Consider the following 22,050-nt stretch of genomic DNA (forward strand, 5'->3'; position numbering starts at 1 on the left):
GCCGCCCATTCTGCCCTCAGAAGAACAGCGCTCCGAGAACCCCGCCACCGGCCAGCACCAAGGCGCCGATCAGGACGGCGGCCACAACTCGTTTCGGCATCATGGCGGCACACCCTGCCAACCGATGCCGGGCGAAAGCAAGTCGTCCACCCGTAGGGGTGAACCCTGGTTTTGGAGGTCTTTGCCACGGTCTTGGCCCGCTCGTGACCATGACCGGCCATGATGTCCGGCATGGCCAAGGCAGTCGACGTCCCGGTGGACGTGATCCCGCGCAGTCCGATCGGCAAGACGCGGCTGTTCTTCACGCGGCACTGGCACCGCGGCGCCCCCGGGCAGCCGACGCCGGACTGGGTGCTCCGGTTCTGCTACGGCATGTGGCTGGCGGCGTTCGCGTTCAAGCTGGTCGGCTCGTCGTGGGACATGTCGTGGCACTTCATGTGGCTGCGCGACGACCTGGCGCCGCCGCACCTGATCAACACCGTCGGCACGGTGATCATCGTCGTGCTGGTGGCGATCCACAGCTACACGGGCCTGGGTGCCGACAAGCCGTCGCTGCGGCTGATGCAGATCGGCCTGCTGACGTTCCTGGTGGCGGCGCCGCTGGACGTCATCAACCACCGCGTCAACGGTCTCGACCTGACCGCGTGGAGCCCGTCGCACCTGATGTTGTACCTGGGCACGGGCATCATGCAGGCGGGCGTGCTGCTGGGCTGGCTGCGGCTGTCCCCGCCGGGGCGCTTCCGCACGGGCGTGCTGCTCGCGCTGTGGGCGTTCTTCCTGGAGAACACGTTCTTCCCGAACGGCCAGCAGGAGTACGGGATCCTGGGGCTGCGCGCGTGGGAGCGTGGCGCGCCGGAGGCCGAGCCGTCCCTGCTGTCGTTCGCGGCGAACCAGATCGGCCACCCGGTCGACCGGACCGCGATCCTGCACTTCACGATGCCGATCCCGGAGTGGGTGTACCCGGTGTGGGGCATCGGCGTGATGGCGCTGATCTTGGCGTTGGCCCGCCGCACTTTGGGCTTCCGCTGGGCGGGTTCTCTCGTGGCGGTGGCTTACATCGCGTACCGGTCGGTGATGTGGCCGCTGCTGCTCGGGATGGGCTTCCCGGTGTCGACGGTGCCTTTCTACCTGCTCTTCGTGGGTCTCGCGGTGGACCTGGCGTTCGTGATCGGCCGCGACCACGGCCTGCTGACGGCGGGAGTGGGGGCGCTGCTCGTCACGGCGTTCGGGTACGGGGCGCTGTGGGTGCAGTCCCAGGTCCGGCCGTGGGTGCTCGGCGACGCGCACACGGAGTCGGCCCCACCGGTGGCGTACTGGACGGCAGCGGTGGTGCTGGTGGCGGTGTTCGCCCTCTGGGCGGCGGCCGGGCCCCTCACCCGAAGGTGGACCGCTCGACGAGACCCCCGTGTAGCACCAGGTGCTACACTTGGTTCGTGAAGATCATCAGCCAGCGGGAACTCCGCAACGGCTCCGCCGCGGTCATGGACGCCGTCGAAGCCGGCGAGACCTTCCACGTCACGCGTAATGGCGTGGAGATCGCCGAGCTGCGACCGCTGACCCAGCGGCGCCAGCTCACCACCGAGGAAATAATTGCCCGGCGTCGGCGGCTGCCCCGCGTGGACGCCGCAGAGCTGCGCCGTGAGACAGACGAGTTCTTCGGCGAGGACCGCCTGACCGATGACGACAACCCTTGGGAACGGCCTCGTGGCTGAGCGGCACGAACTTGGCGTGCTCGACACCTGCGTCTACCTCGACCTCGTCGACCTGGATCCGGAGAAGCTGCCGGTTGTCCACCAGATCACGACCGTCACGATGGCCGAACTCCACCAAGGCGTGGCGCTGGCGAAGAACCCCGTCACCAAGGCCGCGCGCACGGAAGACCTCGCGGCCGCAATGGTGGACTACGTAGCGCTTCCGTTCGACGCCGATGCTTCCACACGGTTCGGCTCACTGGCAGCGCTCACCGTGGCAGCCAACCGTGACCCGCGACCGCGCAAGATGGACTTGATGATCGCCGCGATCGCCTCCGTGCGGAACCTGCCGCTGTACACCCGGAACACGAAAGACTTCAAAGGCCTCGAGAGCCTGCTCGAAGTCATCGAGGTCTGAACGCGACGAAGGCCGCCACGAGAACCGTGGCGGCCTTCGCGCGAAAAGACTTACTTGACCTTCGTGCCCGCCGAGCCCAGAGCCTCGCAGGCCTCCACGACGCGAGCGGCCATGCCGGCCTCCGCGGCCTTCAGGTACGAGCGCGGGTCGTACACCTTCTTGTTGCCGACCTCGCCGTCGATCTTCAGCACGCCGTCGTAGTTCTTGAAGAAGTGGTCGACGATCGGGCGGGTGAACGCGTACTGCGTGTCCGTGTCGACGTTCATCTTCACCACGCCGTACGACACCGCCTCGCGGATCTCCTCCGGGAGCGAGCCCGAGCCGCCGTGGAAGACCAGCTCGAACGGCTTCGAGCCGGGGTCCAGGCCGAGCTTCTTCGCCGCCGCCTCCTGGCCGCCCTTCAGCACGTCCGGGCGCAGCTTCACGTTGCCCGGCTTGTAGACGCCGTGGACGTTGCCGAAGGTCGCCGCCAGCAGGTAGCGGCCCTTCTCGCCGGCGCCCAGCACGTCGATCGTCTTCAGGAAGTCGCCCTCGGCCGTGTACAGCTTCTCGTTGATCTCGGCCTCGACGCCGTCCTCTTCGCCGCCGACGACGCCGATCTCGACCTCGAGGATGATCTTCGCGGCCGCCGTCTTGGCGAGCAGCTCCGCGGCGATCTCGAGGTTCTCGTCGAGGTCGATCGCCGAGCCGTCCCACATGTGGGACTGGAACAGCGGGTTCTGGCCGTTCTTGACGCGCTCGGTCGAGATCTCGATCAGCGGGCGGACGAAGCCGTCCAGCTTGTCCTTCGGGCAGTGGTCGGTGTGCAGCGCGACGTTGATGTCGTACTTCGCCGCCACGACGTGCGCGAACTCGGCGAGCGCGGTCGCGCCGGTCACCATGTCCTTGACCTTCTGGCCCGACGCGAACTCCGCGCCGCCGGTGGAGAACTGGATGATCCCGTCGCTCTCCGCTTCGGCGAACCCCCGGATGGCGGCGTTCACGGTCTCGGACGAGGTCACGTTGATGGCCGGGTACGCGAACTCGTTCGCCTTGGCCCGGTCGAGCATCTCCGCGTAGACCTCGGGGGTCGCGATGGGCATCGGTATTCCTCCTAGGCAGGGATGGGTCCCGACCGCATCGTACGAGGTGTACCGCCGTCGCACACCGGTCCCCGCGCGGAAAGTTCTCCGCACGTGGAATCGGTTCAGAAGGAGTGCGTCCGGCCGCCGGCGAACCGGCGGCCGGACGAGGATCACAGCAGCTCGGCGGCCAGCGCGCGGTAGGCCGGCCACGGGTCCTCGTTGAGCACCTGGACGTTCACGTGGTCCGCACCCGCCTCGAAGTGGGCCGACAGGCCGCGCGCCACCGTTTCGGCGTCACCGTGCAGGGTCAGCGCGTCGACCAGGCGGTCACTGCCCTCGCCCGCGAGGTCCTCGTCGGTGAAACCGAGCTTCCGCAGGTTGGCGGTGTAGTTCGACAGTCCGAGGTAGAACTTCACGGTCTTGCGGCCGATCGCGCGGGCCTTCTCGGCGTCGGTCTCGAGGACGACCTTGTGCTCCGGGGCCAGCAGCTTGCCCGCGCCGAGGATCTCCCGGGCGTCGCGGGTGTGCTCCGGCGTCACCAGGTAGGGGTGCGCGCCGGCGGTGCGGTCGGCGGACAGCTTGACGACCTTCGGGCCGAGCGCGGCCAGCGCCCGGCCGGAAACCGGGACGCCCGCCGCGTCGAGACCGTCGAGGTAGTCGACCAGCGCCGCGTACGGCTTCTTGTACTCCTTCGTCGCCTCGCGGTGCCCCGCGCCGACGCCGAGCAGGAACCGGTCCGGGTACTTCCCGGTGATCCGCTCGTACGCCTTCGCGATGTCCGCGGGCTCGTCCTGCCAGATGTTCACGATGCCGGTCGCGACGACCAGCGAGTCCGTCGCCGCCAGCAGGTCGTCCACGTAGGCGAGGTCACCACCGGGTGAACCGCCCAGCCAGATCGCGCCGTAGCCGAGCTTCTCCGCCTCGGCCGCGAAGCCCGCGTCGACCTGCGCATAGTGCCGCCAGATACCGATCTTGCCCAGTTCGATAGCCATGGAACACTCCAACGCGTGGGACGGCGATTTTCCTCCCGGGATCGGCGAACTAACGTCGGAAGCATGACCAAGCTGGGCAACACCGACCTCGACGTGTACGGCCTCAACCTCGGCGGCAACGTCTTCGGCTGGACGGCGGACGAGCCGCAGTCCTTCGCCGTGCTCGACGCCTACACCGCGGCCGGCGGCAACTTCGTGGACTCCGCCGACCTCTACGGCGGGGGCGGCGGCTCCGAAGAGATCCTCGGCAACTGGCTAGCCGCGCGCGGCAACCGGGACGACGTCGTCGTCGCGACCAAGGTCGGCATGTGGGAGGGCCGGCCGGGGCTCTCGGCGAAGAACATCCAGGCCGCGGCCGAGGACTCGCTGCGCCGCCTCAAAACCGACCACATCGACCTCTACTACGCGCACCGGGACGACCCGGACACCCCGCTCGAGGAGACCCTCACCGCGTTCGACGCGCTGGTCCGCGCAGGCAAGGTGCGCCATCTCGGCGCGTCCAACTACAGCGCCGAGCGGCTCGCCGAAGCACTGTCCATTTCGGACTCGGGTGGCCTCGCGCGCTACGCCGTGCTGCAGCCGCACTACAACCTCGTCGAGCGGGACTACGAGCACGACCTCGCCCCGCTCGTCGAGCGCGAAGGCCTCGCCACGCTGCCGTACTTCGCCCTCGCCAAGGGTTTCCTCACCGGCAAGTACCGCACGAAGGACGACACGGTCGACAGCCCGCGCGCCGCGCGCGCATCGTCCTATTTGGACGCACGTGGCGAGCGCGTGCTGGCGAAGCTCGACGAAGTGGCGGCCGCCCACGGCGTCTCGGTGGCCACGGTCTCGCTGGCCTGGCTGCGGCAGCAGCCGACGGTCGCCGCACCGATCGCCAGCGCCCGGACGCCGGAGCAGCTCACCGACCTGATCGCGTCGGTGACGCTCGAGCTGACCGACGCCGAAGTCGCCGCATTGAGCGAAGCCTGAACCTACTATCGGGTAGCTTACTGGCGGTAAGGTGAGGTACGGTGCCCTCCAGATAGCGACGTGCGACGTCCAGGAGGGCACCGTGGCCAACCCGTTTTCGCTGCTGAGCGGCACCAAGAAGGTCGACGGCAAGGTCGTGCTGATCACCGGCGCCGCCCGCGGCATCGGCGCCGGGCTGGCCGAACGCCTCGCCGCGCGCGGCGCGAAGGTCGCCCTCGTCGGGCTCGAGGCCGAGGAGCAGCGGAAGGTCGCCGACCGGATCGGGCCGAACGCGCACTCCTGGGAAGCCGACGTCACCAGCTGGGACGCGCTGGAAGCCGCGACGGCCGGCGTCGTCGAGCACTTCGGCGGCATCGACATCGTCATCGCCAACGCCGGCATCGCGACCGCGGGCTTCGTCCGCTCGGTCGACCGGGCCGCGTTCGAAAAGGTCATCGAGGTCGACCTGCTCGGCGTCTGGCGCACGTTCCGCGTCACGCTCCCGCACGTCATCGAGCGCAAGGGCTACCTGCTGGCCATCTCCAGCCTCGCCGCGATCACGCACGCGCCGGGCATGGCGAACTACTCCGCCGCGAAAGCCGGCGTCGAGGCGTTCTCCAACAGCCTCCGCGCCGAGATCGCCCACCTGGGCGTCAAGGTCGGCGTCGCGCACCCGACGTGGATCCGCACCGACCTCGTCGAGAGCGCCGACGCGCACCCGGTGTTCGGCAAGCTCCGCGCCTCCATGCCGGGCCTGATCGGCAAGACCTACCCGCTCGACACCGCCCTGGACGACCTCGAAGCGGGCATCCTCAAGCGCGCCCGGACCATCCACGTGCCGCGCTGGGTCGGCGGCCTCAAGCTGCTCCGCGCGTTCCTCCCGCCGATCATCGAAATCGGCTCCCGCAGCCGGGTACCTTCGGCGGACAAGGCCGCGCTGGCCGACATCGAGGCGCGCGGCGCGTTCGAGTCGGCGGTCACCGGGCACGGCGGCCGCGCGGCGACGACCAAGTCGTAGGGAGACCGCGGATGTCGCGTCGGGACCAGATCCGGATGACCGAAGACGAGGTGCGCGCGTACTTCGCCGAGCAGAAGGTCATCAACGTCGCCAGCGTCGGCCCGAACGGCCGCCCGCACCTCGCGCCGCTCTGGTACTTCCCGCACGAGGACGGCGTCGCGACCTGGACGTACGGCACCTCGCAGAAGGCGAAGAACGTCCGGCGGCTGCCGGAGGCGACGGTGCTCATCGAGGACGGCGACAGCTACGAGAAGCTGCGCGGCATCTCGCTCGAGGCCGACGTCGAGATCATCGAGGACACCGCGGAAGTCACCCGGATGGGGATCACGCTCATGCAGCGGTACGCGGGCGCCAAGCCGGGCGACCCCGTACCGTCCGAACTGAGCGCCTTCATCGCAGGTCAGGCCCCCAAGCGGGTGGGCCTGGTCTTCCGCCCGACGAAGATCGTCAGCTGGGACCACACCAAGCTCGGCGGGACATACTGATCAGTAGGTAATACTTCCAAGTAACTGTTACTTGAGGTAACGTCATCTGCGGCAGACCCCCAGCGCAGCGGAGGCCGACAGATGACCGAGCGGTTCAAGGTCGTGATCGTGGGCACCGGGTTTTCCGGGCTTGGCCAGGCGATCCAGCTCGAAAAGGCCGGCATCCGGGACTACGTGATCCTGGAGAAGGCCACCGAGGTGGGCGGCACCTGGCGCGACAACTCCTACCCCGGGTGCGCGTGCGACGTGCAGTCGCACATGTACTCGTTCTCGTACGAGCAGAACCCGGACTGGTCGCGGTCGTTCTCGCCGCAGCCGGAGATCTTCGACTACCTGAAGGGCGTCGCCGACAAGTACCGGCTGCGCGAGAAGATCCGGTTCGGCGTCGAGCTCACCGGCGCGCACTGGGACGAGCGGGAGCGCCGCTGGACGGCGACGACCGAGGACGGCCGCGAGTTCGTCGCGCAGTTCCTCGTCTCCGGCGTCGGCGGCCTGCACATCCCGCAGGTCCCCGAGCTGCCCGGGATCGCGGAGTTCAAGGGCCAGACCTGGCACTCCGCGCAGTGGAACCACGAATACGACCTGCGCGGCAAGAAGGTCGCCGTGGTCGGCACCGGCGCCAGCGCGGTCCAGTTCGTCCCGAAGATCGCGCCCGAAGTCGCCGAGCTGACGCTGTTCCAGCGCACGCCGCCGTGGATCATGCCGAAGCCCGACCACGCGATGCCGTCGTGGGCGCAGACGCTGTTCAAGCGCGTGCCCGGCACCCAGCGCCTCTACCGCAACGCGCTGTACTGGCTGCTCGAAGCGCGAGCCATCGGCTTCAACGGCCACCCGGCGATCATGAAGGCCGGCGAGCTGATCGCCAAGCGCAACATCGCGAAGGGCATCAAGGACTCCGCGCTGCGCAAGAAGGTCACGCCCGACTACACGATGGGCTGCAAGCGCGTCCTGATCTCCAACGACTACTACCCGGCGCTGGCCCGGCCGAACGTCGACGTGAACACCTCCGGGATCAAGGAGGTCAAGGCGCACTCGATCGTCGACTCCGCCGGGGTCGAGCACGAGGTCGACGCCATCATCTACGGCACCGGGTTCAAGGTGACCGACGCGCTGGAGTACCTCGACATCACCGGCGTCGACGGCCGCGACCTCGCCAAGGAGTGGGCCACCGAAGGCATGCGGACGCACAAGGGCATCGCCGTCTCCGGCTTCCCGAACCTCTTCTTCCTGCTCGGCCCGAACACCGCGCTGGGCCACAACTCCGTGGTGTTCATGATCGAGTCGCAGTCGCGGTACGTCGTCGACGCCATCAAGCTCGCCGGCTCCCGTGACGCCGCCGCGCTCGACGTCCGCCCCGGCGTGCAGGAGAAGTTCCAGCGCGACATCCAGGCCAAGCTGGTCAAGGGCGTCTGGACGCAGGGCGGCTGCAAGAGCTGGTACCTCGACGCCAAGGGCGTGAACCGGACGATCTGGCCCGGCTTCACCTGGCGGTACTGGCTGGAGACGCGGAAGGTGGACCCGGCCGACTTCGAGCTGTCCGGCCGGTCGTCATGACCGACGAGCACTTCGTCCTGCACGCGCGGAACGTCGAGTTCGACTGGGCGGCGCTGCCGATGCACTGGATCCCCGGCGAGCCGCAGGTCACGCACACGATGAACGTCCTGCACCTGGCGCTGCCCGAGGGCGAGCGCTGGTTCGTCGAGGTGTTCAAGCAGGCGGTGCCGCTGATCCGGGACGAGCGGCTGAAGGCGGACGTCCTCGGCTTCATCGGCCAGGAAGCCGTGCACGCCGAGGCCCACGACGGCGCGGCGGCGCACCTCGAAGCCGCCGGCCTGCGCGTGCGGCCGTACGTCGCGCAGATGGAGTGGCTGTTCCGCAAGCTGCTCGGCGACCGCGACCTCACCGGCCGGGCCGCCGAGGAGTGGCTGGTCGAACGGCTCGGGATCGTCGCCGCGATCGAGCACTACACGGCGTTCCTCGGCCAGTGGGTGCTCGACGCGCCCCTCGAGGACGCCGGCGCCGACCCGGTGATGCTCGACCTGCTGCGCTGGCACGGCGCCGAAGAGGTCGAGCACCGGTCCGTCGCGTTCGACCTCTTCATGCACCTGGACGGGCGGTACACGCGCCGGGTGCGCAGCATGGCGGCGGTGACGCCGGTGCTGGCGTGGGTCTTCGCCCGCGGCACGCGGTACCTGATGCGCAACGACCCGACGCGGCCCGGCCGCGCTTCTCTGCGGGCGTACCGGCGGGCGGCGAAGCGGGGGCTGCTGCCGAGCGGACGTCAACTGCTGCGCGAGATCCGGCCGTACTTCCGGAAGACCTACCACCCGACGGAGACGGGCAACACCGAGCAGGCGGTGGCGTACCTGGCCGGCTCCCCGGCCGCCCGGGCGGCGGGGTGACCCTCGGCCGGCCCACCCGGCTGGACGGGAGCGACCGGACCGACCGGCTGATGTCCACTTTGGTCGGTGTCGTGGGTGTTTACCGCCGGATGTCGCAGTTCAGCGGCAAGCGGCGGCCACCGGTCCGCGCCGTCGACCGGAACCTGCCGCTGGTCGTCGAAGCCGTCGAACCCGAAGCCGAAGGCGTGGTCAGCCTGCGCCTCGCGAACGGGTCGGCGTTGCCGGGCTGGCGGCCGGGCGCGCACATCGACCTCGTGCTGCCCTCCGGCCTGGTCCGGCAGTACTCGCTGTGCGGGAACCCGTCCGAAAAGGACCATTACCGGATCGCCGTGCGGCAGCTCGGCGTCGCGTCGACCGAGGTCCACGCGCTGACGCCGGGCACACGGGTCACCGTGCGCGGCCCGCGGACGGCGTTCCCCTTCGTCGGCGAGGGGCCGTTCCTCTTCATCGCGGGCGGCATCGGGATCACGCCGATCCTGCCGATGGTCGGCCGCTGTGTCGAATCAGGCGCGGACTGGCGACTGGTCTACACCGGTCGCAGCCGCGCATCGATGCCGTTCCTGGACGAGCTGCCGGACGACGACCGCGTCCGCATACGTCCGGACACCGAGTACGGCATTCCCGCGTCGGGCGCGGAATTGCTCGAAGGTCTGCCCGAAGGGGCTTCGGTGTACTGCTGCGGCCCGGCACCGATGATCACCGGCGTCCGCGTCGACCTCGCCCTGACCAGGGGTGCGGTGCATTTCGAGCGGTTCGCACCGCCGCCGATCGTCGCGGGCGAGCCGTTCCGGCTGGCCCTGCGCAGGTCGGGGCTGGTCCTTGACGTCCCGGGCGACCGGTCGGCGCTCGACGTGATCCTCGAGGCACGGCCGGGCACGCCGTATTCGTGCCGCCAGGGGTTCTGCGGGACGTGCGCGGTGCCGGCGGCCGACGGCGGATCCGTGCGGATCTGCGTCGACCGCGGCACCGCCGTGCTCGACCTATGACTCCTCGGGCACCCAGGCGCCGATGACCGGCTTGAACTCGCGGATCGTCCGCTCCGCGATGACGCCCTCCAGGGCGTACGGGTCCTGGTCGATGGTCGCCTTCAGGTGCGCTTCGTCATCGGCCTGGTACAGCGTGATGCCGCCGGACCCGTCGCCGAGCGGCCCGGCGACCGCGACACGCCCGTCCGCGGCCAGGTTCCGCAGGAACTCGCGGTGCCGGGGCCGGACGTCCGGCATCTTCTCCTGGACGTAGGTGATTTCGACGAGGTACCAGGCCATGTGGATCTCCGGGGTCGGGCAGGGGCGGGACGGGACCGACGCTACCCGGGCGATCGCCGTGTCCCAGCATCCGATCTGTGGCGACGGGAAGCCAACCCGATAGGCTGGGCGTGCGTCAGTACCTGTGTGAGCGCTGTGAATACCGTGAACCTGCTGACGCGACACACCGTGCAAACCGGGGTCGAGGACAGGCAGGGGTTCATGCTCGAGGGCAATGCGGAACGCAGTGTCGAGGCGACCCTCGGCCACCTGCGGGTCATGGACGGTCCGGCCCCGGCACAGGCGCCGGTGCCCCTGACCCTCGAAGACCTCTACCGCCAGCACCGCATGCGGCTGGTCCGGCTGGCGATTCTGCTGGTCGACGAGCCCGCGACGGCGGAAGACGTGGTCCAGGAGGCCTTCACCGGCCTGCATCGCAACTGGGGACGCCTCCGGGACGCCGCGGCCGCGGTCGGCTACCTGCGCACCGCGGTGGTCAACGGGTCGCGCAGCGTGCTGCGCCGGCGCAAGACCGCCCGCGAATACGTGCCGCCGCACGCGGTCAACGCGCGGTCCGCGGAGAGCCTCGCGATGCTCTCCAGCGAGCACCAGGCGGTGGTCAGCGCGCTGTCCAAGCTGCCGCCCCGCCAGCGCGAAGTGCTGGTGCTGCGTTACTACGGTGGGCTGAGCGAGGCCGAAATCTCTGAGGCCGCAGGCATCTCCAAGGGTACCGTTAAGTCGACCGCCAGCCGGGCGCTCGAGGCACTCCAGAAGGCCATGCAGGCCCCACAGTGACCCGGGTGGACCATTCCGATCACTGAGTCGTATCACCATGCTTGGTCCAGACCAATATATGCTGGGGTGCGTGAGAGGCGCCGGAGATTTCGTGATCATGGGCGGACGGGTCGCTGCCCCGGACCGTGTACTCGATGACGGCTGGGTAGCCGTCTCCGACGGGCGGATCGCCGGCGTGGGTTCCGGGACCCCGCCGTCGGGCGAATACGTCGACGTCGGCGGGGCACTGGTCGTGCCCGGGTTCGTGGACACCCACTGCCACGGCGGGGGAGGTGCTTCGTTCACCTCCCTCGATCCCGAGGAGCTCCTGACGGCGGTGCGAGCGCACCGCCGTCACGGCACCACCACCATGCTCGCCAGCCTGGTGTCCGACCCGGTGGACATCCTGCGTGAGCAGGTCGCCGCGCTGCGTGAGATCGTCCAGGACGGCGAGGTCGCGGGCATCCACCTGGAGGGGCCGTTCATCTCCAAGGCCCGCTGCGGGGCCCACGACCCGGAGACACTGCTCGAGCCGGACACCGGCACGGTCGACAAGCTCCTGAAGGCCGGCCAGGGCGCGATCCGGATGGTCACGATCGCCCCGGAGCTGTACGGCGGGATCAAGGCCGTCCGGCAGCTGGCCGAATCGGGCGTCATCGCCGCCATCGGGCACACCGACGGCGTCGAGGAGCAGCTGCTGCCGGCCATCGACGCGGGCGCCAGCGTCGCGACCCACCTGTTCAACGGCATGCGGCCGCTGCACCACCGCGAACCGGGCCCGGTCGGGGCACTGCTCGATGACGAGCGCATCACGATCGAGCTCATCTGCGACCTGGTGCACCTGCACCCGACCGTCGTGCGGCTGGCGGCGAAGCACGCGGGCCGCGACCGGACGGTGCTGATCACCGACGCGATGTCGGCCACCGACGCCGCCGACGGCCGCTACACGCTGGGCCGGCTCGAGGTCGACGTCCACGACGGCGTCGCGACCCTCGCGGACAACGGCTCGCTGGCCGGCAGCACCCTGACGATGGACACCGCCTTCCGCAATCTGGTCCGGGGTGCGAAACTCGGCATCCTCGACGCGGTGCACGCGACGTCGCAACGGCCCGCCGAGCTGCTCGGCATCGCCGGCCACACGGGGATGCTGTGCACCGGGTACGTGGCCGACATCGTCGTCCTCGATCAGGACCTGCGGCCCGCGAAGGTGCTGCGCCGGGGTGAATGGGTCGCCGAGGTGGGTACGGCTACCTTGAGTACCTGAGGTAACTGCGAGCGAGACGGGCGGAGATGAGCGAGCCGAAGGACCCCGAGCAGCTGCTAGCGGACGCCCTTCGCGCGCAAGCGGTCTTCGCCCCTTCGGCGTCACCGGCACCGGCTCGCGACCCCGAGCCGGCCACGGACGCCGTCCCGACCAGCGCGATCAACGAGCTGCCCTCGGCGTACGGCCTGCTCTCGGGGGCAAGCGCGGACTCCCTGGAGCGCGAGCGCGCGGCACTCGACCCCGTCGCCGAGGCCCCCACGGCGTACGCCCCGCGTCCGCCGGAGCCGCCGCGGCAGGGCGCGCAGCTGCCCGCGTACTGGATCCTGTTGCTCGCGGTGCTCCTGGGACTCGCCGCGGGGTCCGTCGTGGGCCTGCTCACGCTGGTCTGACCGGGTCTCAGTAACGACTCAGGGTGACCCTGTACCGTTTTTGGGGTGATTCTCGCCCAGAGCACGGTCAACACGATGTCCCTGCTGCCGTCATGGCTCGACCCGCAGCACCTGCTGAGCGGCCTGACCACGCCGGTCATCGCGGTGCTCTGCCTGATCATCTTCATCGAGAGCAGCATCTTCCCGGTGCTGCCCGGCGACTCCCTGCTGTTCACGGCGGGCCTGTTCATCGCGAACGGCACCCTCGACGCGCCGTTGTGGCTGGTCTGCGTGCTGGTGACGGTCGCGGCGCTGCTCGGCAACGTGGTCGGCTACTACATCGGCTACTTCGCCGGCCCCAAGCTGTTCAACCGGCCGGACTCGAAGATCTTCAAGCGGGAGTACGTCGACAAGACGCACGAGTTCCTGGAGAAGCACGGGCCCAAGGCGGTCGTGCTGGCCCGGTTCGTGCCGTTCGTCCGGACGTTCATCACGTGGATCGCGGGCATCGGCCGCATGGACCCGAAGCGCTACTTCACGTACACGGTGATCGGCGGCATCCTGTGGGCCGCGGGCATCACGGTGCTGGGGTCGCTGCTGGGCGGCGTGCCGTTCATCGCGAACAACGTCGACGCGATCTTCGTGCTGATCGTGCTGGTGTCGGTGGTGCCGATCGGGCTGGAGTACCTGAAGGCCCGGCGCGAGAAGAAGGCGGTGGCCACGGAGACCGACCCGGAGGTCACGCAGCGGATTCCGCGGATCAAGGACTGAAGCTCGGACTCGGAGGGTCCCACCGGTCGGCGGTGGGGCCCTTTTCGTGCGGGCGAAAACTGTCGTACCCCCGCGGTAACGTGAAAGCAGGGGTCCCCCGGGAGGGGACCCCCGCAGGCGCGGCTCAGGTCATCGAGAACATCGAGCCCGGGTTGAACAGGTTCTCCGGGTCCAGCGCCGCCTTGATCTGCCGGTGCACCCGCAGCCCGACCGGGCCGATCTCGCGCGCCAGCCACTCGCGCTTGATCTTGCCCACCCCGTGCTCGCCCGTCACCGTGCCGCCGAGGGACAACCCCACCTCGAGGATCGCGTCGAACGCGCGCTGGGCGCGGGCGAACTCGTCCTCGTCGTCGGGCTGGTAGACGATCGTCGGGTGCATGTTGCCGTCGCCGGCGTGGCCCACCACCGCGATGCGCAACCCCACCTCGGAACTGATCTTCTCGCAGCCGCGGATCAGCTCCGCGATGCGCGTGCGCGGGACGCAGACGTCGTCGGTCAGCCACTGGCCGTACGTCTCCAGCGCCGTCAGCACCACCCGGCGGGCCTGCAGCAGCATGCGGCCCTCTTCGAGGTCCTCGGTCGTGTACGCCAGGTCCGCGCCGCAGTCGGTGCAGATCTGCTCGATCGCCGCCAGCTCGCGGCGGGCCACCTCGCCGCCCGCGTCCGACTGGCCCAGCAGCAGCGCCTGGCAGTCCGAACCCGCGCCCAGATCGGTCTTCAAGTACGTCTCGGACGCCTTGATCGACGACGCGTCCATGATCTCCAGCAGCGACGGCACGAGCCCTTCGCGCACGATCCGGGCCACGGCCTCGCCGGCGGCTTCGGTCGTCGTGAAGCCCGCGACGAGCGTCGCCGGGGCCTGGGGCAGCGGCTTGAGCTGGACCGTCGCCTGCGTGATGACGCCGAGCGTGCCCTCGCTGCCCACGAACAGCCGGGCCAGGTCGTACCCGGCGACACCCTTGACCGTGCGCCGCCCGGTCTTGAGCAGGGACCCGTCGGCCAGGACGACCTCCAGGCCCAGCACCGAGTCCGTGGTGACGCCGTACTTCACGCAGCAGAGGCCGCCGGCGTTGGTCGAGAGGTTGCCGCCGATCGTGCACCAGTCGTAGCTCGACGGGTCCGGCGGGTAGAAGAGCCCGTGCTTCTCGACGGCGTTGCGGAAGTCCAGGTTGACGACGCCCGGCTGCACGACGGCGAGCCGGTTGCCCGGGTCGATCTCGACGATCTCGTCGAGCTTGGTCAGCGTCAGCACCACGCAGCCGTCGATGGCGTTCGCGGCGCCGGAGAGACCGCTGCCCGCCCCGCGCGGCACGATCGGCACCCCGGCCTCGGCGCACGCCTTGACGACGGCCTGCACCTCCTCGACGTTCGCGGGCAGCACCACTGCCAGCGGCTGTCCCGAGGGCGCCAGCGGCATCATGTCGCGCGCGTACGACGCGGTGACGTCGGTGTCGGTGAGCACGGCGCTCTTGCCGAGCAGGTCGCGGAGCCGGGTGACCAAAGCTTCGTCGCTCATGGCTTCGATAGTAAGCCCAGTTAGTCCGCACTGCGGAACTTCTATTTCAAAAACACCCCTACCGGACCAGGCCCAGCAGCTTGTCGACGTGAATCCGCAGCAGCACGCGCTGGTCGCTGACCATCGCGTCGCGGTACTCGTCCCAGTCGGGGTGCTCGCCGGCCGCGCGGCGGTAGTAGTCGACGAGGGCTTCGACGGTCTCGTCGTCCGGGGAAGCGGCCGGCGCCGTGAGCGAAGCACGCCCCTCCACGACGACGTAGCTCCAGCCGTCCTCGCTGCCCACGTGGTAGGTCACCCGCGGGTCGCGGCGCATGTTCTTCGTCTTCGCCCGCGTCTCGGTGATGGACGCGATGATCGTGCCCGTCTCCGCGTCGTAGTGGTGGGTGATCGTGGACAGCTGCGGCCGCCCGTCGCGGCGGATCGTGGCCAGGACGCCGTGGCGGTGCGCGGCGAGGAAGTCCTTGAACGCTGTGTCGTCCGTCATAGCTGTACCAACCGGACGTCGCCGGGTTTGTTCCGGGAGCCCCGGGGAAATCTGCTTGCATACGACAACTAAAGTGTGTTCCGACACATCGAACTGCCCTCCACTTGCATAACCGCTAGTGAAGGCACATCCTTGCCTGAGGCAACTAGTTGCAGCCGCCAACCAACGCCGTTGAAGGATCCCTCATGGCACCGAACAGCTCCGCCACCCGGCCCAAAGCCGAACTGGACCTCGCCGACCAGCTCGGGCACGAGCTCGTCCGCCTGGTCCGGCTGATCAACAAGGCGAAGTCCCAGGTGTCCAAGCAGGGACCGGACGGCATCGAGCGGGCGGCCTACGCGATCCTCTTCACCCTCATCCACGAGGGCCCGCAGCGCACCAGCCGGCTCGCCGAGTCGCTCCACTCCGAGATCTCCACGATCAGCAGGCAGTCGAGCTCGCTCGTCCAGCACGGCCTGGTCGAGCGACAGGCCGATCCCGAAGACGGCCGGGCCTGCCTGCTCGCCCCGACGAACGAGGGCATGCGGGTGTTCGAAGAGAACCGCAAGCAGCGCAACCAATGGCTGGCCGACGTGCTCGGGGACTGGACCGAAGGGGAGATCCAGACCCTGAACAAGCTGTTCGGCCGACTCAACACAGGTATCGAGAACCACTCTCCACAACTGGCCGACGCGAACGCGTCCGCCGGTGCACCGGCCAAGGGGGCCAACGCATGAGTTCCACCACCGAAGCAGTCGCTCAGCCCGAGGTGGGGCAACCGCCCCGGCTGAGCCACCGCCAGATCGTCACGATCCTGAGCGGCCTGATGTGCGGCATGTTCCTCGCCGCGCTGGACCAGACGATCGTCGGCACGTCGATCGTCAAGATCGCCAACGACCTGCACGGCTTCGACCTGCAGGCGTGGGCGACCACGGCGTACCTGATCACCTCGACGATCGTCACGCCGATCTACGGCAAGCTCTCCGACATCTACGGCCGCAAGCCGTTCTACCTGGCCGCGATCACGATCTTCGTCGCCGGTTCGCTGGCCTCGGCCTTCGCGCAGTCGATGTACCAGCTGGCCGCGTTCCGCGCGGTGCAGGGCCTCGGCGCCGGCGGCCTGATGTCGCTGGCCATGACGATCCTCGGCGACATCGTGCCGCCACGCGAACGGGCGAAATACCAGGGTTACATCCTGGCCGTGTTCGGCTTGTCGACCGTGCTCGGCCCGGTGCTGGGCGGCTTCTTCGCCGGCATCGAGCACGCGGGCAGCATCTTCGGCTACGACATCCACGGCTGGCGCTGGGTCTTCCTGATCAACGTCCCGATCGGCATCCTCGCGCTGTTCGTCGTCGCCCGGGTGCTGAACGTGCCGCACGTCCCCCAGAAGCACAAGATCGACTGGTGGGGCGCCCTCGCGCTGGTCGTCGCGGTCGTGCCGTTCCTGATCGTCGCGGAGCAGGGCCAGAAGTGGGGCTGGGGCGACGGGAAGTCGATCCTCTGCTACGTCGTCGGCGGTGTCGGCGTGATCGCGTTCATCGCGATCGAACGGTGGATGAAGGACGCCGCGCTGATCCCGCTGCGGCTGTTCAAGAACTCGACGTTCACCGTGGCGATCATCGGCGGTGTCATCGTCGGTGTCGCGATGTTCGGCGCGATCACGATGATCCCGCAGTTCATGCAGGTCGTGCAGGGCTACACGCCGACCGAATCCGGGTTGCTGATGCTGCCGCTGATGGCGGGCATCATGCTCAGCTCGATCGTCTCCGGGCGGATCACCGGCAAGACCGGTCGCTACAAGGTCTTCCCGATCGTGGGCACGCTGATGATCGCCGCCGGCGCGTTCTTCTTCGCGCAGGTCGATTACGACTCGCCGCTGTGGCACCCGCTGGTCGCGGCCGCCATCATCGGTCTCGGCCTGGGCCAGTGCATGCAGACGCTGATCATCGCGGTGCAGAACGCGGGCCCGCGCAGCGACATGGGCGTCTCGACCGCGTCGGCGACGTTCTTCCGCCAGATCGGTGGTACCGCGGGTGTCGCGATCTTCCTGACGGTCCTGTTCAACACCCTGATGCCCAACATCACGAAGGCGTTCGGCGGTCAGCTGCCGGCCGGCGCCGGCGCGAACATCGGCAACCTGTCCGAGAACACCAGCGTGATCCAGTCCCTGCCGGACGCGATCAAGACGCCGATCCTGGTCGGCTTCACCGAGTCGATCACCACGGTGTTCTACATCGCGGGCGCGGTGGCTCTGCTGGCCACGGTGGTGCTGCTGTTCATGAAGGAGATCCCGCTGACCAACGCGGCTCCGGCCGCGGCGACCATGGAGGGCGGCGAGGCGCTGCTCGACGAGCACGAGCACGACTTCGCCGACGAGCCCACCGAGATCGTCGAGCCGGTCAAGCCGGTCGACCGCGAGCCGGCACTGGTCGGCGGCGGGAAGCACGCCTTGAGCACCAACGGGCACGGCGACTACCAGGCCGTGTCGGGCGCGCTGCCGATGCCGATCACGAACTCCGTCTCCGAGTCCGAGCTCGACGCCCCCGTCGGCGCGGGCGGGGTGCCGGTCGTCGGCCACGTCCGCCGTCAGGACGGCAGTCACGTGTCCGGTGCGGCGCTGACCCTGATCGACCAGCGCGGCCGCCAGGTCGCGCGGGCCACCGGTGCCTCGGACGGCAGCTACTCGGTCCCCAGCCAGGGCCCGGGCGCGTACGTCCTCATCGTGTCGGCCCACGGCCACCAGCCGCAGGCCTCCAGCGTCGTGATCGGCAACGGGCCGGCGACGGTCGACGTCACGCTCACCGGGTCCGGCGAGCTGACCGGCACCGTGAAGGCCGCCGCGACCGGTTCGCCGCTGCCGAACGTCACGGTGACGCTGACCGACAGCCGCGGCGAGGTCAACGGCGCGTTCATCACGACGACGGACGGCACCTACGCCTTCGTCGGGGTCGGCGCCGGGGCCTACACCCTGGTCGCCAGCGGTGCGGGCCACCGGCCCGTCGCGGTGACGCTGACCGTGCCGGACAGCGGCGTGCTGCGTCACGACGTCGAGCTGTCCAGCTCGGTGCAGCTCAGCGGGGTCGCGCGGACCGAGGGCGACCGGGTCGTCCCGGACGCGCGGATCACCGTCCTCGACGCCGAAGGCAACGTCGCGGCCGTGGCCCGGACCGACGGCGAGGGCCGCTACCTGGTGAGCGACCTGCCCGCGGGCGCGTACACCGTGGTCGCGAGCGGCTACCCGCCGGCGACCAGCCAGGTGGAGCTGACCGGCGGCGAGGCGGGCCACGACGTCCGGCTGAGCTACGACCAGGCCCTCGACGAGCTGGTCGACCGGTCATGACCGGCCTGCGCGCGACCTTCCGCACGGCCGAGGGCTGGGCGGTGGAGCACGCGGTGCTCACCGTCACGGACCCGGCCGGGCGGCAGGTCGCCCGGCAGGCGGCGGACGTCCGCGGCGAAGTGGTGACCGACGCTCTCGCGCCGGGCACCTACACCGCGGTCGTCACGGCGGCCGGGTACACCCCGATCGCCCGGATGACCCAGGTCGCCTCGGACGGCTCGGCCTCGCTCGGCGACGTCGTGCTGGCCCCGGTCGCCGAGGCGATCGACCTGCCGCCCGCCGGGCCGTGGACGATCGACCCGATGCACTCGTCGGTGGTCGCGACCGCCCGGCACCTGGGCATCGCGAGCATCAAGGCGCGGTTCCCGGACGTGTCCGGCCGGATCGAGATCGGCCGCCCGGCCGAGCGGTCGTCGGTGCACGCCGAGATCAAGGCGGCGAGCATCGACACGAACATCCGGATGCGCGACGACCACCTGCGCTCGCCGGACTTCCTCGACGTCGACGTCCACCCGGTGATCACGTTCACGAGCACCGGGCTGCGCCAGCGCGGCGTGGACTCGTGGACGCTGGCCGGCGACCTCACGCTGCACGGCGAGCGCCGCGAGATCGAGCTGGAGCTGACCTACGGCGGCTGGGGCCCGGACCCGTGGGGCGGCGTGCGCGTGGCGTTCCACGCCGAGACGACGCTGCACCGGAACGACTTCGCGATCAACTACAGCGCGATGGTCCGGGCCGGCGTGGCGGCGGTCGGCACGGTGGTGAAGATCGAGCTGGACGTCGAAGCGGTCCAGGGCGAGTCGCTGCCGCAGTTCTGAGCTCTTGCTCCACGAAGGCCCTCTCACCGCTGGTGAGGGGGCCTTCACCGTTCGTAGATCCTGAATATCCCGCAGCGCTCGATTCGACCGTTCGCCGTGGGCCGTTCACTTCGGCCACGTAGGCTCCTTGTGTGAACGTCGTGAGCTTCGAGGCCGCGGGCGTCGGCGTGAGCTGGCTGGACACCGCCGGTCCGCTGCTCGTCTGGGTGATCGTGCTGAGCTTCGTGCTGGTCGAATGCGCGCTGATCATCGGGCTGTTCCTACCCGGCGACTCGCTGCTGTTCGGCGCCGGCGTGGTGCTCGCCCAGCACGGTTCGGACGCGAACGCGTGGTTCCTCTCGGGGGCCGCGCTGATCGTCGCCGTGCTCGGCAACCAGATCGGGTACTACATCGGGCGCACGAGCGGCACCAAGCTCATCGCGCGCCGCGACGGCAAGGTGCTGAACCGGCAGGCCCTCGACCGCGCGCAGCGTTTCCTGGACCGCAGGGGCTTCTTCGCGATCGTGGCGGCCCGCTGGATCCCGTGGATCCGCACGCTGGCCCCGCTGATCGCGGGCGCGGCGCGGATGGACCCGCGCCGGTTCATGGCGGCGACGGCTCTGGGCGGCCTGCTCTGGGTGCCGACGCTGGTCCTGCTCGGCTACTACGGCGCCGGCCTGCTGGACACGCTGCCGTGGCTGAAGACGGCGGCGCTGTGGATCAGCATCGCGTTCTTCGTGGTCGGGACGGGGTACGGCGTGCTGCGCTACCGCCAGGAGATGCGCCGCCCGGTCGAAGAGCGGGACGACGCGCGGGCCTGAGCCTCAGAGCTCCGGGTCCGCCCAGATCTCCAGCTGGATGCCGTCCGGATCGCGGAACACGACGACCTGCGATCCTTCGAACGTCCGCGAAGGCGCGGCGGGCAGGTACGACACCCCGAACTCGGCGAGCCGGCACTCCCACTCGGCCAGCTCGGTGGTCGTCTGGACCCGGAAAGCGACGTGGTCGAGTCCGGTTCTGCGTTCGTCGAACCCGCGTCTTCCGGTGTCCGCGTGCTGGACCAGCACCACGGAGAATTCGTCCCCGGCGGACCGGAGCACAACCTTGCGCAGTCCCGTGTCCGGCTCTTCGCGCCGGATGACCTCCTCGAGATCGAGAACGCGGACGTACCAGGGCACGCTGCGGTCCACATCGGTCACGGTGAGCGCCAGATGGTGCACGGACATGAGTTTTGCCATGGCTTTGGAAGCCGTCCTTTCGCGTGGCGGCTCCCCAGAGTTGCACAGCGTTCGCCGGCCGAAACCGGGGTAACCAAGTTCCCCGTCCGATCGTGATCTCGCCGTCTCCGGACGTCTCAGCAGGCGGACGGAACCTACCGCCGGTCACACCCGTCTTACGGATGGTGACCGGCGGTGACGGGTCAGCCGCTCAGGCTCCGCGCCCGGAGACGGTCGAGCGTGACCAAGCGCTCTTCCTGGTGGATCCGCTGCGTGGTCACCCGGTCGGGGTAGCAGCGGGTGAACATGTTCGTGAAGTGGGTGCCGTAGTGGATGTACTCGTCGTCGCCGTCTTCGCTGCTCAGGGGGCGGACAGTCGCACCGAACGACGGCTCGTGGAAGTACGCCAGCGTGTACCGCTCGCGCGTCGCGAGCCGGACCTTGTGCGGCGTCGACAGCAGCCGGCCACCGGTGAGGAACTGGAGGATGTCGCCGGGGAAGACGGTGAACACGCGCGGCTCGGGCTCGACGAAGTGCCACGGCTCCTCGTCCTGGTACATCCCGGCCGTGCTCTCCTCCGGCAGCCAGTTCCGGTTGCGCGGTTCACCGGGCACCGGCGGCCGGATGAAGAGACCCCCGACGTCGTCCTGGGCGGCGATCACGAGCAGGCCGTAGTCGGTGTGCGCGCCGATTCCGCGTTCGGTCGTCGCGGAGCGGGCCGGAAACCGCAGCACGCGCATGTGGTGCCACCCGTTTCGAGTGAGCCGGGTCAATTGATCGAGGTCCGCCCCCAGTCCGAGCGCGACGAGTTTCAGCAGTTTTTCACCGATTTCCCCGACCTCGTGGAGATAGTTTTTCATCGCCGCCCGGTAATCCTCGTCCGGCCAGGGCACCGGCCCGTGGCACGGCCAGCCTTCGGCCACCCGGGTGTCGGCGAGCGGGACATCGGGGCACACCGTGAAGATCTCGGAGTAGTCGGCCTCGCCCGCGGTCACCTCTTCCCCGGACGCGATGTAGCCGCTGTAGGTCAGATCGCTGACGAACTTCGCCTTCTCGGGCAACGATCTGGCGAAGAACCGCCGGCTGGCAGCAAGCGCTTCCCCGGTGGTCCGGTCCTGCTCCCCCGTGGCGGCGACCTGGAAGATCCCGTCGGTCTCCCAGGTGCGGACCAGCTGACGGCCCAGTATTCGATCAACAGTCGTCCCGCTCACCGAATCAGGGAGCTCGAACGTACGCAACGCGGTCATTTCCTGTTCACCTTTCGCGCGGTTTCGG

The 22,050-nt window shown here is 69.4% G+C and carries 24 protein-coding genes; 17 read left to right on the plus strand and 7 right to left on the minus strand.

Going from position 1 to position 22,050, the window contains the following annotated elements; translation table 11 throughout:
* The first annotated feature begins 231 nt into the window (after positions 1–231).
* From AA23TX_RS39525 to AA23TX_RS39535, 3 genes are read left to right on the plus strand one after another with little or no spacing between them, the layout of a single operon-like run.
* Positions 232–1,437 carry a hypothetical protein gene (locus tag AA23TX_RS39525; RefSeq protein WP_196425792.1) on the plus strand — a complete coding sequence of 402 codons (1,206 nt, stop codon included), beginning with the start codon at positions 232–234 and terminating at the stop codon, positions 1,435–1,437.
* A complete protein-coding gene (locus AA23TX_RS39530) occupies positions 1,434–1,712 on the plus strand; it encodes a type II toxin-antitoxin system Phd/YefM family antitoxin (RefSeq protein WP_155548074.1) in 279 nt (92 codons plus the stop codon). Before AA23TX_RS39525 ends, AA23TX_RS39530 begins: the two co-directional genes overlap by 4 nt.
* Positions 1,705–2,109 (plus strand): PIN domain-containing protein, encoded by a 405-nt coding sequence (locus AA23TX_RS39535; protein ID WP_155548075.1) that lies wholly within the window; start codon positions 1,705–1,707, stop codon positions 2,107–2,109. The genes AA23TX_RS39530 and AA23TX_RS39535 overlap by 8 nt, the downstream gene beginning before the upstream one ends.
* A 50-nt stretch (positions 2,110–2,159) precedes the next feature.
* On the opposite strand, the gene fbaA is transcribed toward AA23TX_RS39535, so the two are convergent.
* Both fbaA and AA23TX_RS39545 read right to left on the minus strand, forming a co-directional pair.
* Positions 2,160–3,191, minus strand: coding sequence for a class II fructose-bisphosphate aldolase (fbaA, locus tag AA23TX_RS39540; protein WP_155548076.1), 1,032 nt, complete (start codon positions 3,189–3,191; stop codon positions 2,160–2,162).
* A 152-nt stretch (positions 3,192–3,343) separates the two neighbouring features.
* Complete coding sequence (locus AA23TX_RS39545; protein WP_155548077.1) at positions 3,344–4,165, minus strand: LLM class F420-dependent oxidoreductase; 822 nt, start codon at positions 4,163–4,165, stop codon at positions 3,344–3,346.
* A 63-nt stretch (positions 4,166–4,228) separates the two neighbouring features.
* Between AA23TX_RS39545 and AA23TX_RS39550 the strand changes: the two genes are divergently transcribed.
* From AA23TX_RS39550 to AA23TX_RS39575, 6 genes are all read left to right on the plus strand, one after another.
* The gene (locus tag AA23TX_RS39550; protein ID WP_155548078.1) at positions 4,229–5,137 is read left to right on the plus strand and encodes an aldo/keto reductase; all 909 of its coding nucleotides are present in this window, start codon (positions 4,229–4,231) and stop codon (positions 5,135–5,137) included.
* An 82-nt stretch (positions 5,138–5,219) separates the two neighbouring features.
* On the plus strand, positions 5,220–6,134 hold the full coding sequence (locus tag AA23TX_RS39555; protein WP_155549370.1) for an SDR family oxidoreductase: 915 nt from the start codon (positions 5,220–5,222) through the stop codon (positions 6,132–6,134).
* Positions 6,135–6,145: 11 nt separating this feature from the next.
* Positions 6,146–6,619, plus strand: a complete 474-nt coding sequence (locus tag AA23TX_RS39560) for a pyridoxamine 5'-phosphate oxidase family protein (RefSeq protein ID WP_155548079.1) — start codon at positions 6,146–6,148, stop codon at positions 6,617–6,619.
* An 81-nt stretch (positions 6,620–6,700) separates the two neighbouring features.
* Positions 6,701–8,173, plus strand: coding sequence for a flavin-containing monooxygenase (locus AA23TX_RS39565; RefSeq protein WP_155548080.1), 1,473 nt, complete (start codon positions 6,701–6,703; stop codon positions 8,171–8,173).
* Positions 8,170–9,021, plus strand: coding sequence for a metal-dependent hydrolase (locus AA23TX_RS39570; protein ID WP_155548081.1), 852 nt, complete (start codon positions 8,170–8,172; stop codon positions 9,019–9,021). Before AA23TX_RS39565 ends, AA23TX_RS39570 begins: the two co-directional genes overlap by 4 nt.
* Positions 9,022–9,071: 50 nt before the next feature.
* Complete coding sequence (locus tag AA23TX_RS39575; protein WP_439328812.1) at positions 9,072–10,007, plus strand: PDR/VanB family oxidoreductase; 936 nt, start codon at positions 9,072–9,074, stop codon at positions 10,005–10,007.
* On the opposite strand, the gene AA23TX_RS39585 is transcribed toward AA23TX_RS39575, so the two are convergent.
* Complete coding sequence (locus AA23TX_RS39585) at positions 10,002–10,286, minus strand: YciI family protein (protein ID WP_155548083.1); 285 nt, start codon at positions 10,284–10,286, stop codon at positions 10,002–10,004. The two genes, AA23TX_RS39575 and AA23TX_RS39585, sit on opposite strands and share 6 nt — an antisense overlap.
* A 201-nt stretch (positions 10,287–10,487) precedes the next feature.
* On the opposite strand from AA23TX_RS39585, the gene AA23TX_RS39590 reads away from it, so the two are divergent.
* The 4 genes from AA23TX_RS39590 to AA23TX_RS39605 all read left to right on the plus strand — a co-directional run bounded on the left by AA23TX_RS39590 (position 10,488) and on the right by AA23TX_RS39605 (position 13,442).
* The gene (locus AA23TX_RS39590) at positions 10,488–11,060 is read left to right on the plus strand and encodes an RNA polymerase sigma factor (RefSeq protein WP_196425916.1); all 573 of its coding nucleotides are present in this window, start codon (positions 10,488–10,490) and stop codon (positions 11,058–11,060) included.
* Between the two features lie 91 nt (positions 11,061–11,151).
* Entirely contained in the window at positions 11,152–12,303 is a 1,152-nt protein-coding gene (gene nagA / locus AA23TX_RS39595; protein WP_155549371.1) for an N-acetylglucosamine-6-phosphate deacetylase, read from the plus strand.
* Positions 12,304–12,329: 26 nt separating this feature from the next.
* On the plus strand, positions 12,330–12,692 hold the full coding sequence (locus AA23TX_RS39600) for a hypothetical protein (RefSeq protein WP_155548085.1): 363 nt from the start codon (positions 12,330–12,332) through the stop codon (positions 12,690–12,692).
* 45 nt (positions 12,693–12,737) lie between these two features.
* Positions 12,738–13,442, plus strand: coding sequence for a DedA family protein (locus tag AA23TX_RS39605; protein WP_155548086.1), 705 nt, complete (start codon positions 12,738–12,740; stop codon positions 13,440–13,442).
* Between the two features lie 124 nt (positions 13,443–13,566).
* Here AA23TX_RS39605 and AA23TX_RS39610 read toward each other — a convergent pair whose 3' ends face one another.
* Positions 13,567–14,958, minus strand: a complete 1,392-nt coding sequence (locus tag AA23TX_RS39610) for an FAD-binding oxidoreductase (protein ID WP_155548087.1) — start codon at positions 14,956–14,958, stop codon at positions 13,567–13,569.
* A gap of 58 nt (positions 14,959–15,016) precedes the next feature.
* Entirely contained in the window at positions 15,017–15,442 is a 426-nt protein-coding gene (locus AA23TX_RS39615; RefSeq protein ID WP_155548088.1) for a PPOX class F420-dependent oxidoreductase, read from the minus strand.
* Positions 15,443–15,627: 185 nt separating this feature from the next.
* On the opposite strand from AA23TX_RS39615, the gene AA23TX_RS39620 reads away from it, so the two are divergent.
* The 4 genes from AA23TX_RS39620 (at position 15,628) to AA23TX_RS39635 (ending at position 20,379) form a co-directional block, all read left to right on the plus strand.
* Complete coding sequence (locus tag AA23TX_RS39620; protein WP_155548089.1) at positions 15,628–16,158, plus strand: MarR family winged helix-turn-helix transcriptional regulator; 531 nt, start codon at positions 15,628–15,630, stop codon at positions 16,156–16,158.
* On the plus strand, positions 16,155–18,761 hold the full coding sequence (locus AA23TX_RS39625; RefSeq protein ID WP_155548090.1) for an MFS transporter: 2,607 nt from the start codon (positions 16,155–16,157) through the stop codon (positions 18,759–18,761). The genes AA23TX_RS39620 and AA23TX_RS39625 overlap by 4 nt, the downstream gene beginning before the upstream one ends.
* Complete coding sequence (locus tag AA23TX_RS39630) at positions 18,758–19,579, plus strand: YceI family protein (RefSeq protein WP_155548091.1); 822 nt, start codon at positions 18,758–18,760, stop codon at positions 19,577–19,579. The genes AA23TX_RS39625 and AA23TX_RS39630 overlap by 4 nt, the downstream gene beginning before the upstream one ends.
* A gap of 131 nt (positions 19,580–19,710) precedes the next feature.
* On the plus strand, positions 19,711–20,379 hold the full coding sequence (locus AA23TX_RS39635; protein WP_155548092.1) for a DedA family protein: 669 nt from the start codon (positions 19,711–19,713) through the stop codon (positions 20,377–20,379).
* Positions 20,380–20,382: 3 nt separating this feature from the next.
* Here AA23TX_RS39635 and AA23TX_RS39640 read toward each other — a convergent pair whose 3' ends face one another.
* Together AA23TX_RS39640 and AA23TX_RS39645 are read right to left on the minus strand one after the other, a co-directional pair.
* Positions 20,383–20,796, minus strand: a complete 414-nt coding sequence (locus tag AA23TX_RS39640) for a VOC family protein (protein ID WP_155548093.1) — start codon at positions 20,794–20,796, stop codon at positions 20,383–20,385.
* Positions 20,797–20,978: 182 nt separating this feature from the next.
* Complete coding sequence (locus AA23TX_RS39645; RefSeq protein WP_196425794.1) at positions 20,979–22,022, minus strand: isopenicillin N synthase family dioxygenase; 1,044 nt, start codon at positions 22,020–22,022, stop codon at positions 20,979–20,981.
* Between the last annotated feature and the right edge of the window lie 28 nt (positions 22,023–22,050).

It is taken from the genome of Amycolatopsis camponoti (assembly GCF_902497555.1).
GTDB classification, from domain to species: Bacteria; Actinomycetota; Actinomycetes; order Mycobacteriales; family Pseudonocardiaceae; genus Amycolatopsis; species Amycolatopsis camponoti.

Excerpts from the sequence above, each read along its gene's own strand:
- AA23TX_RS39525 (WP_196425792.1), top strand. The coding sequence starts at position 232 with ATGGCCAAGGCAGTCGACGTCCCGGTGGACGTGATCCCGCGCAGTCCG.
- fbaA (WP_155548076.1), bottom strand. The coding sequence starts at position 3,191 with ATGCCCATCGCGACCCCCGAGGTCTACGCGGAGATGCTCGACCGGGCC.
- AA23TX_RS39545 (WP_155548077.1), bottom strand. The coding sequence starts at position 4,165 with ATGGCTATCGAACTGGGCAAGATCGGTATCTGGCGGCACTATGCGCAG.
- AA23TX_RS39550 (WP_155548078.1), top strand. The coding sequence starts at position 4,229 with ATGACCAAGCTGGGCAACACCGACCTCGACGTGTACGGCCTCAACCTC.
- AA23TX_RS39560 (WP_155548079.1), top strand. The coding sequence starts at position 6,146 with ATGTCGCGTCGGGACCAGATCCGGATGACCGAAGACGAGGTGCGCGCG.
- AA23TX_RS39565 (WP_155548080.1), top strand. The coding sequence starts at position 6,701 with ATGACCGAGCGGTTCAAGGTCGTGATCGTGGGCACCGGGTTTTCCGGG.
- AA23TX_RS39570 (WP_155548081.1), top strand. The coding sequence starts at position 8,170 with ATGACCGACGAGCACTTCGTCCTGCACGCGCGGAACGTCGAGTTCGAC.
- AA23TX_RS39575 (WP_439328812.1), top strand. The coding sequence starts at position 9,072 with ATGTCCACTTTGGTCGGTGTCGTGGGTGTTTACCGCCGGATGTCGCAG.
- AA23TX_RS39585 (WP_155548083.1), bottom strand. The coding sequence starts at position 10,286 with ATGGCCTGGTACCTCGTCGAAATCACCTACGTCCAGGAGAAGATGCCG.
- AA23TX_RS39590 (WP_196425916.1), top strand. The coding sequence starts at position 10,488 with ATGCTCGAGGGCAATGCGGAACGCAGTGTCGAGGCGACCCTCGGCCAC.
- AA23TX_RS39600 (WP_155548085.1), top strand. The coding sequence starts at position 12,330 with ATGAGCGAGCCGAAGGACCCCGAGCAGCTGCTAGCGGACGCCCTTCGC.
- AA23TX_RS39610 (WP_155548087.1), bottom strand. The coding sequence starts at position 14,958 with ATGAGCGACGAAGCTTTGGTCACCCGGCTCCGCGACCTGCTCGGCAAG.
- AA23TX_RS39615 (WP_155548088.1), bottom strand. The coding sequence starts at position 15,442 with ATGACGGACGACACAGCGTTCAAGGACTTCCTCGCCGCGCACCGCCAC.
- AA23TX_RS39620 (WP_155548089.1), top strand. The coding sequence starts at position 15,628 with ATGGCACCGAACAGCTCCGCCACCCGGCCCAAAGCCGAACTGGACCTC.
- AA23TX_RS39625 (WP_155548090.1), top strand. The coding sequence starts at position 16,155 with ATGAGTTCCACCACCGAAGCAGTCGCTCAGCCCGAGGTGGGGCAACCG.
- AA23TX_RS39630 (WP_155548091.1), top strand. The coding sequence starts at position 18,758 with ATGACCGGCCTGCGCGCGACCTTCCGCACGGCCGAGGGCTGGGCGGTG.
- AA23TX_RS39640 (WP_155548093.1), bottom strand. The coding sequence starts at position 20,796 with ATGGCAAAACTCATGTCCGTGCACCATCTGGCGCTCACCGTGACCGAT.
- AA23TX_RS39645 (WP_196425794.1), bottom strand. The coding sequence starts at position 22,022 with ATGACCGCGTTGCGTACGTTCGAGCTCCCTGATTCGGTGAGCGGGACG.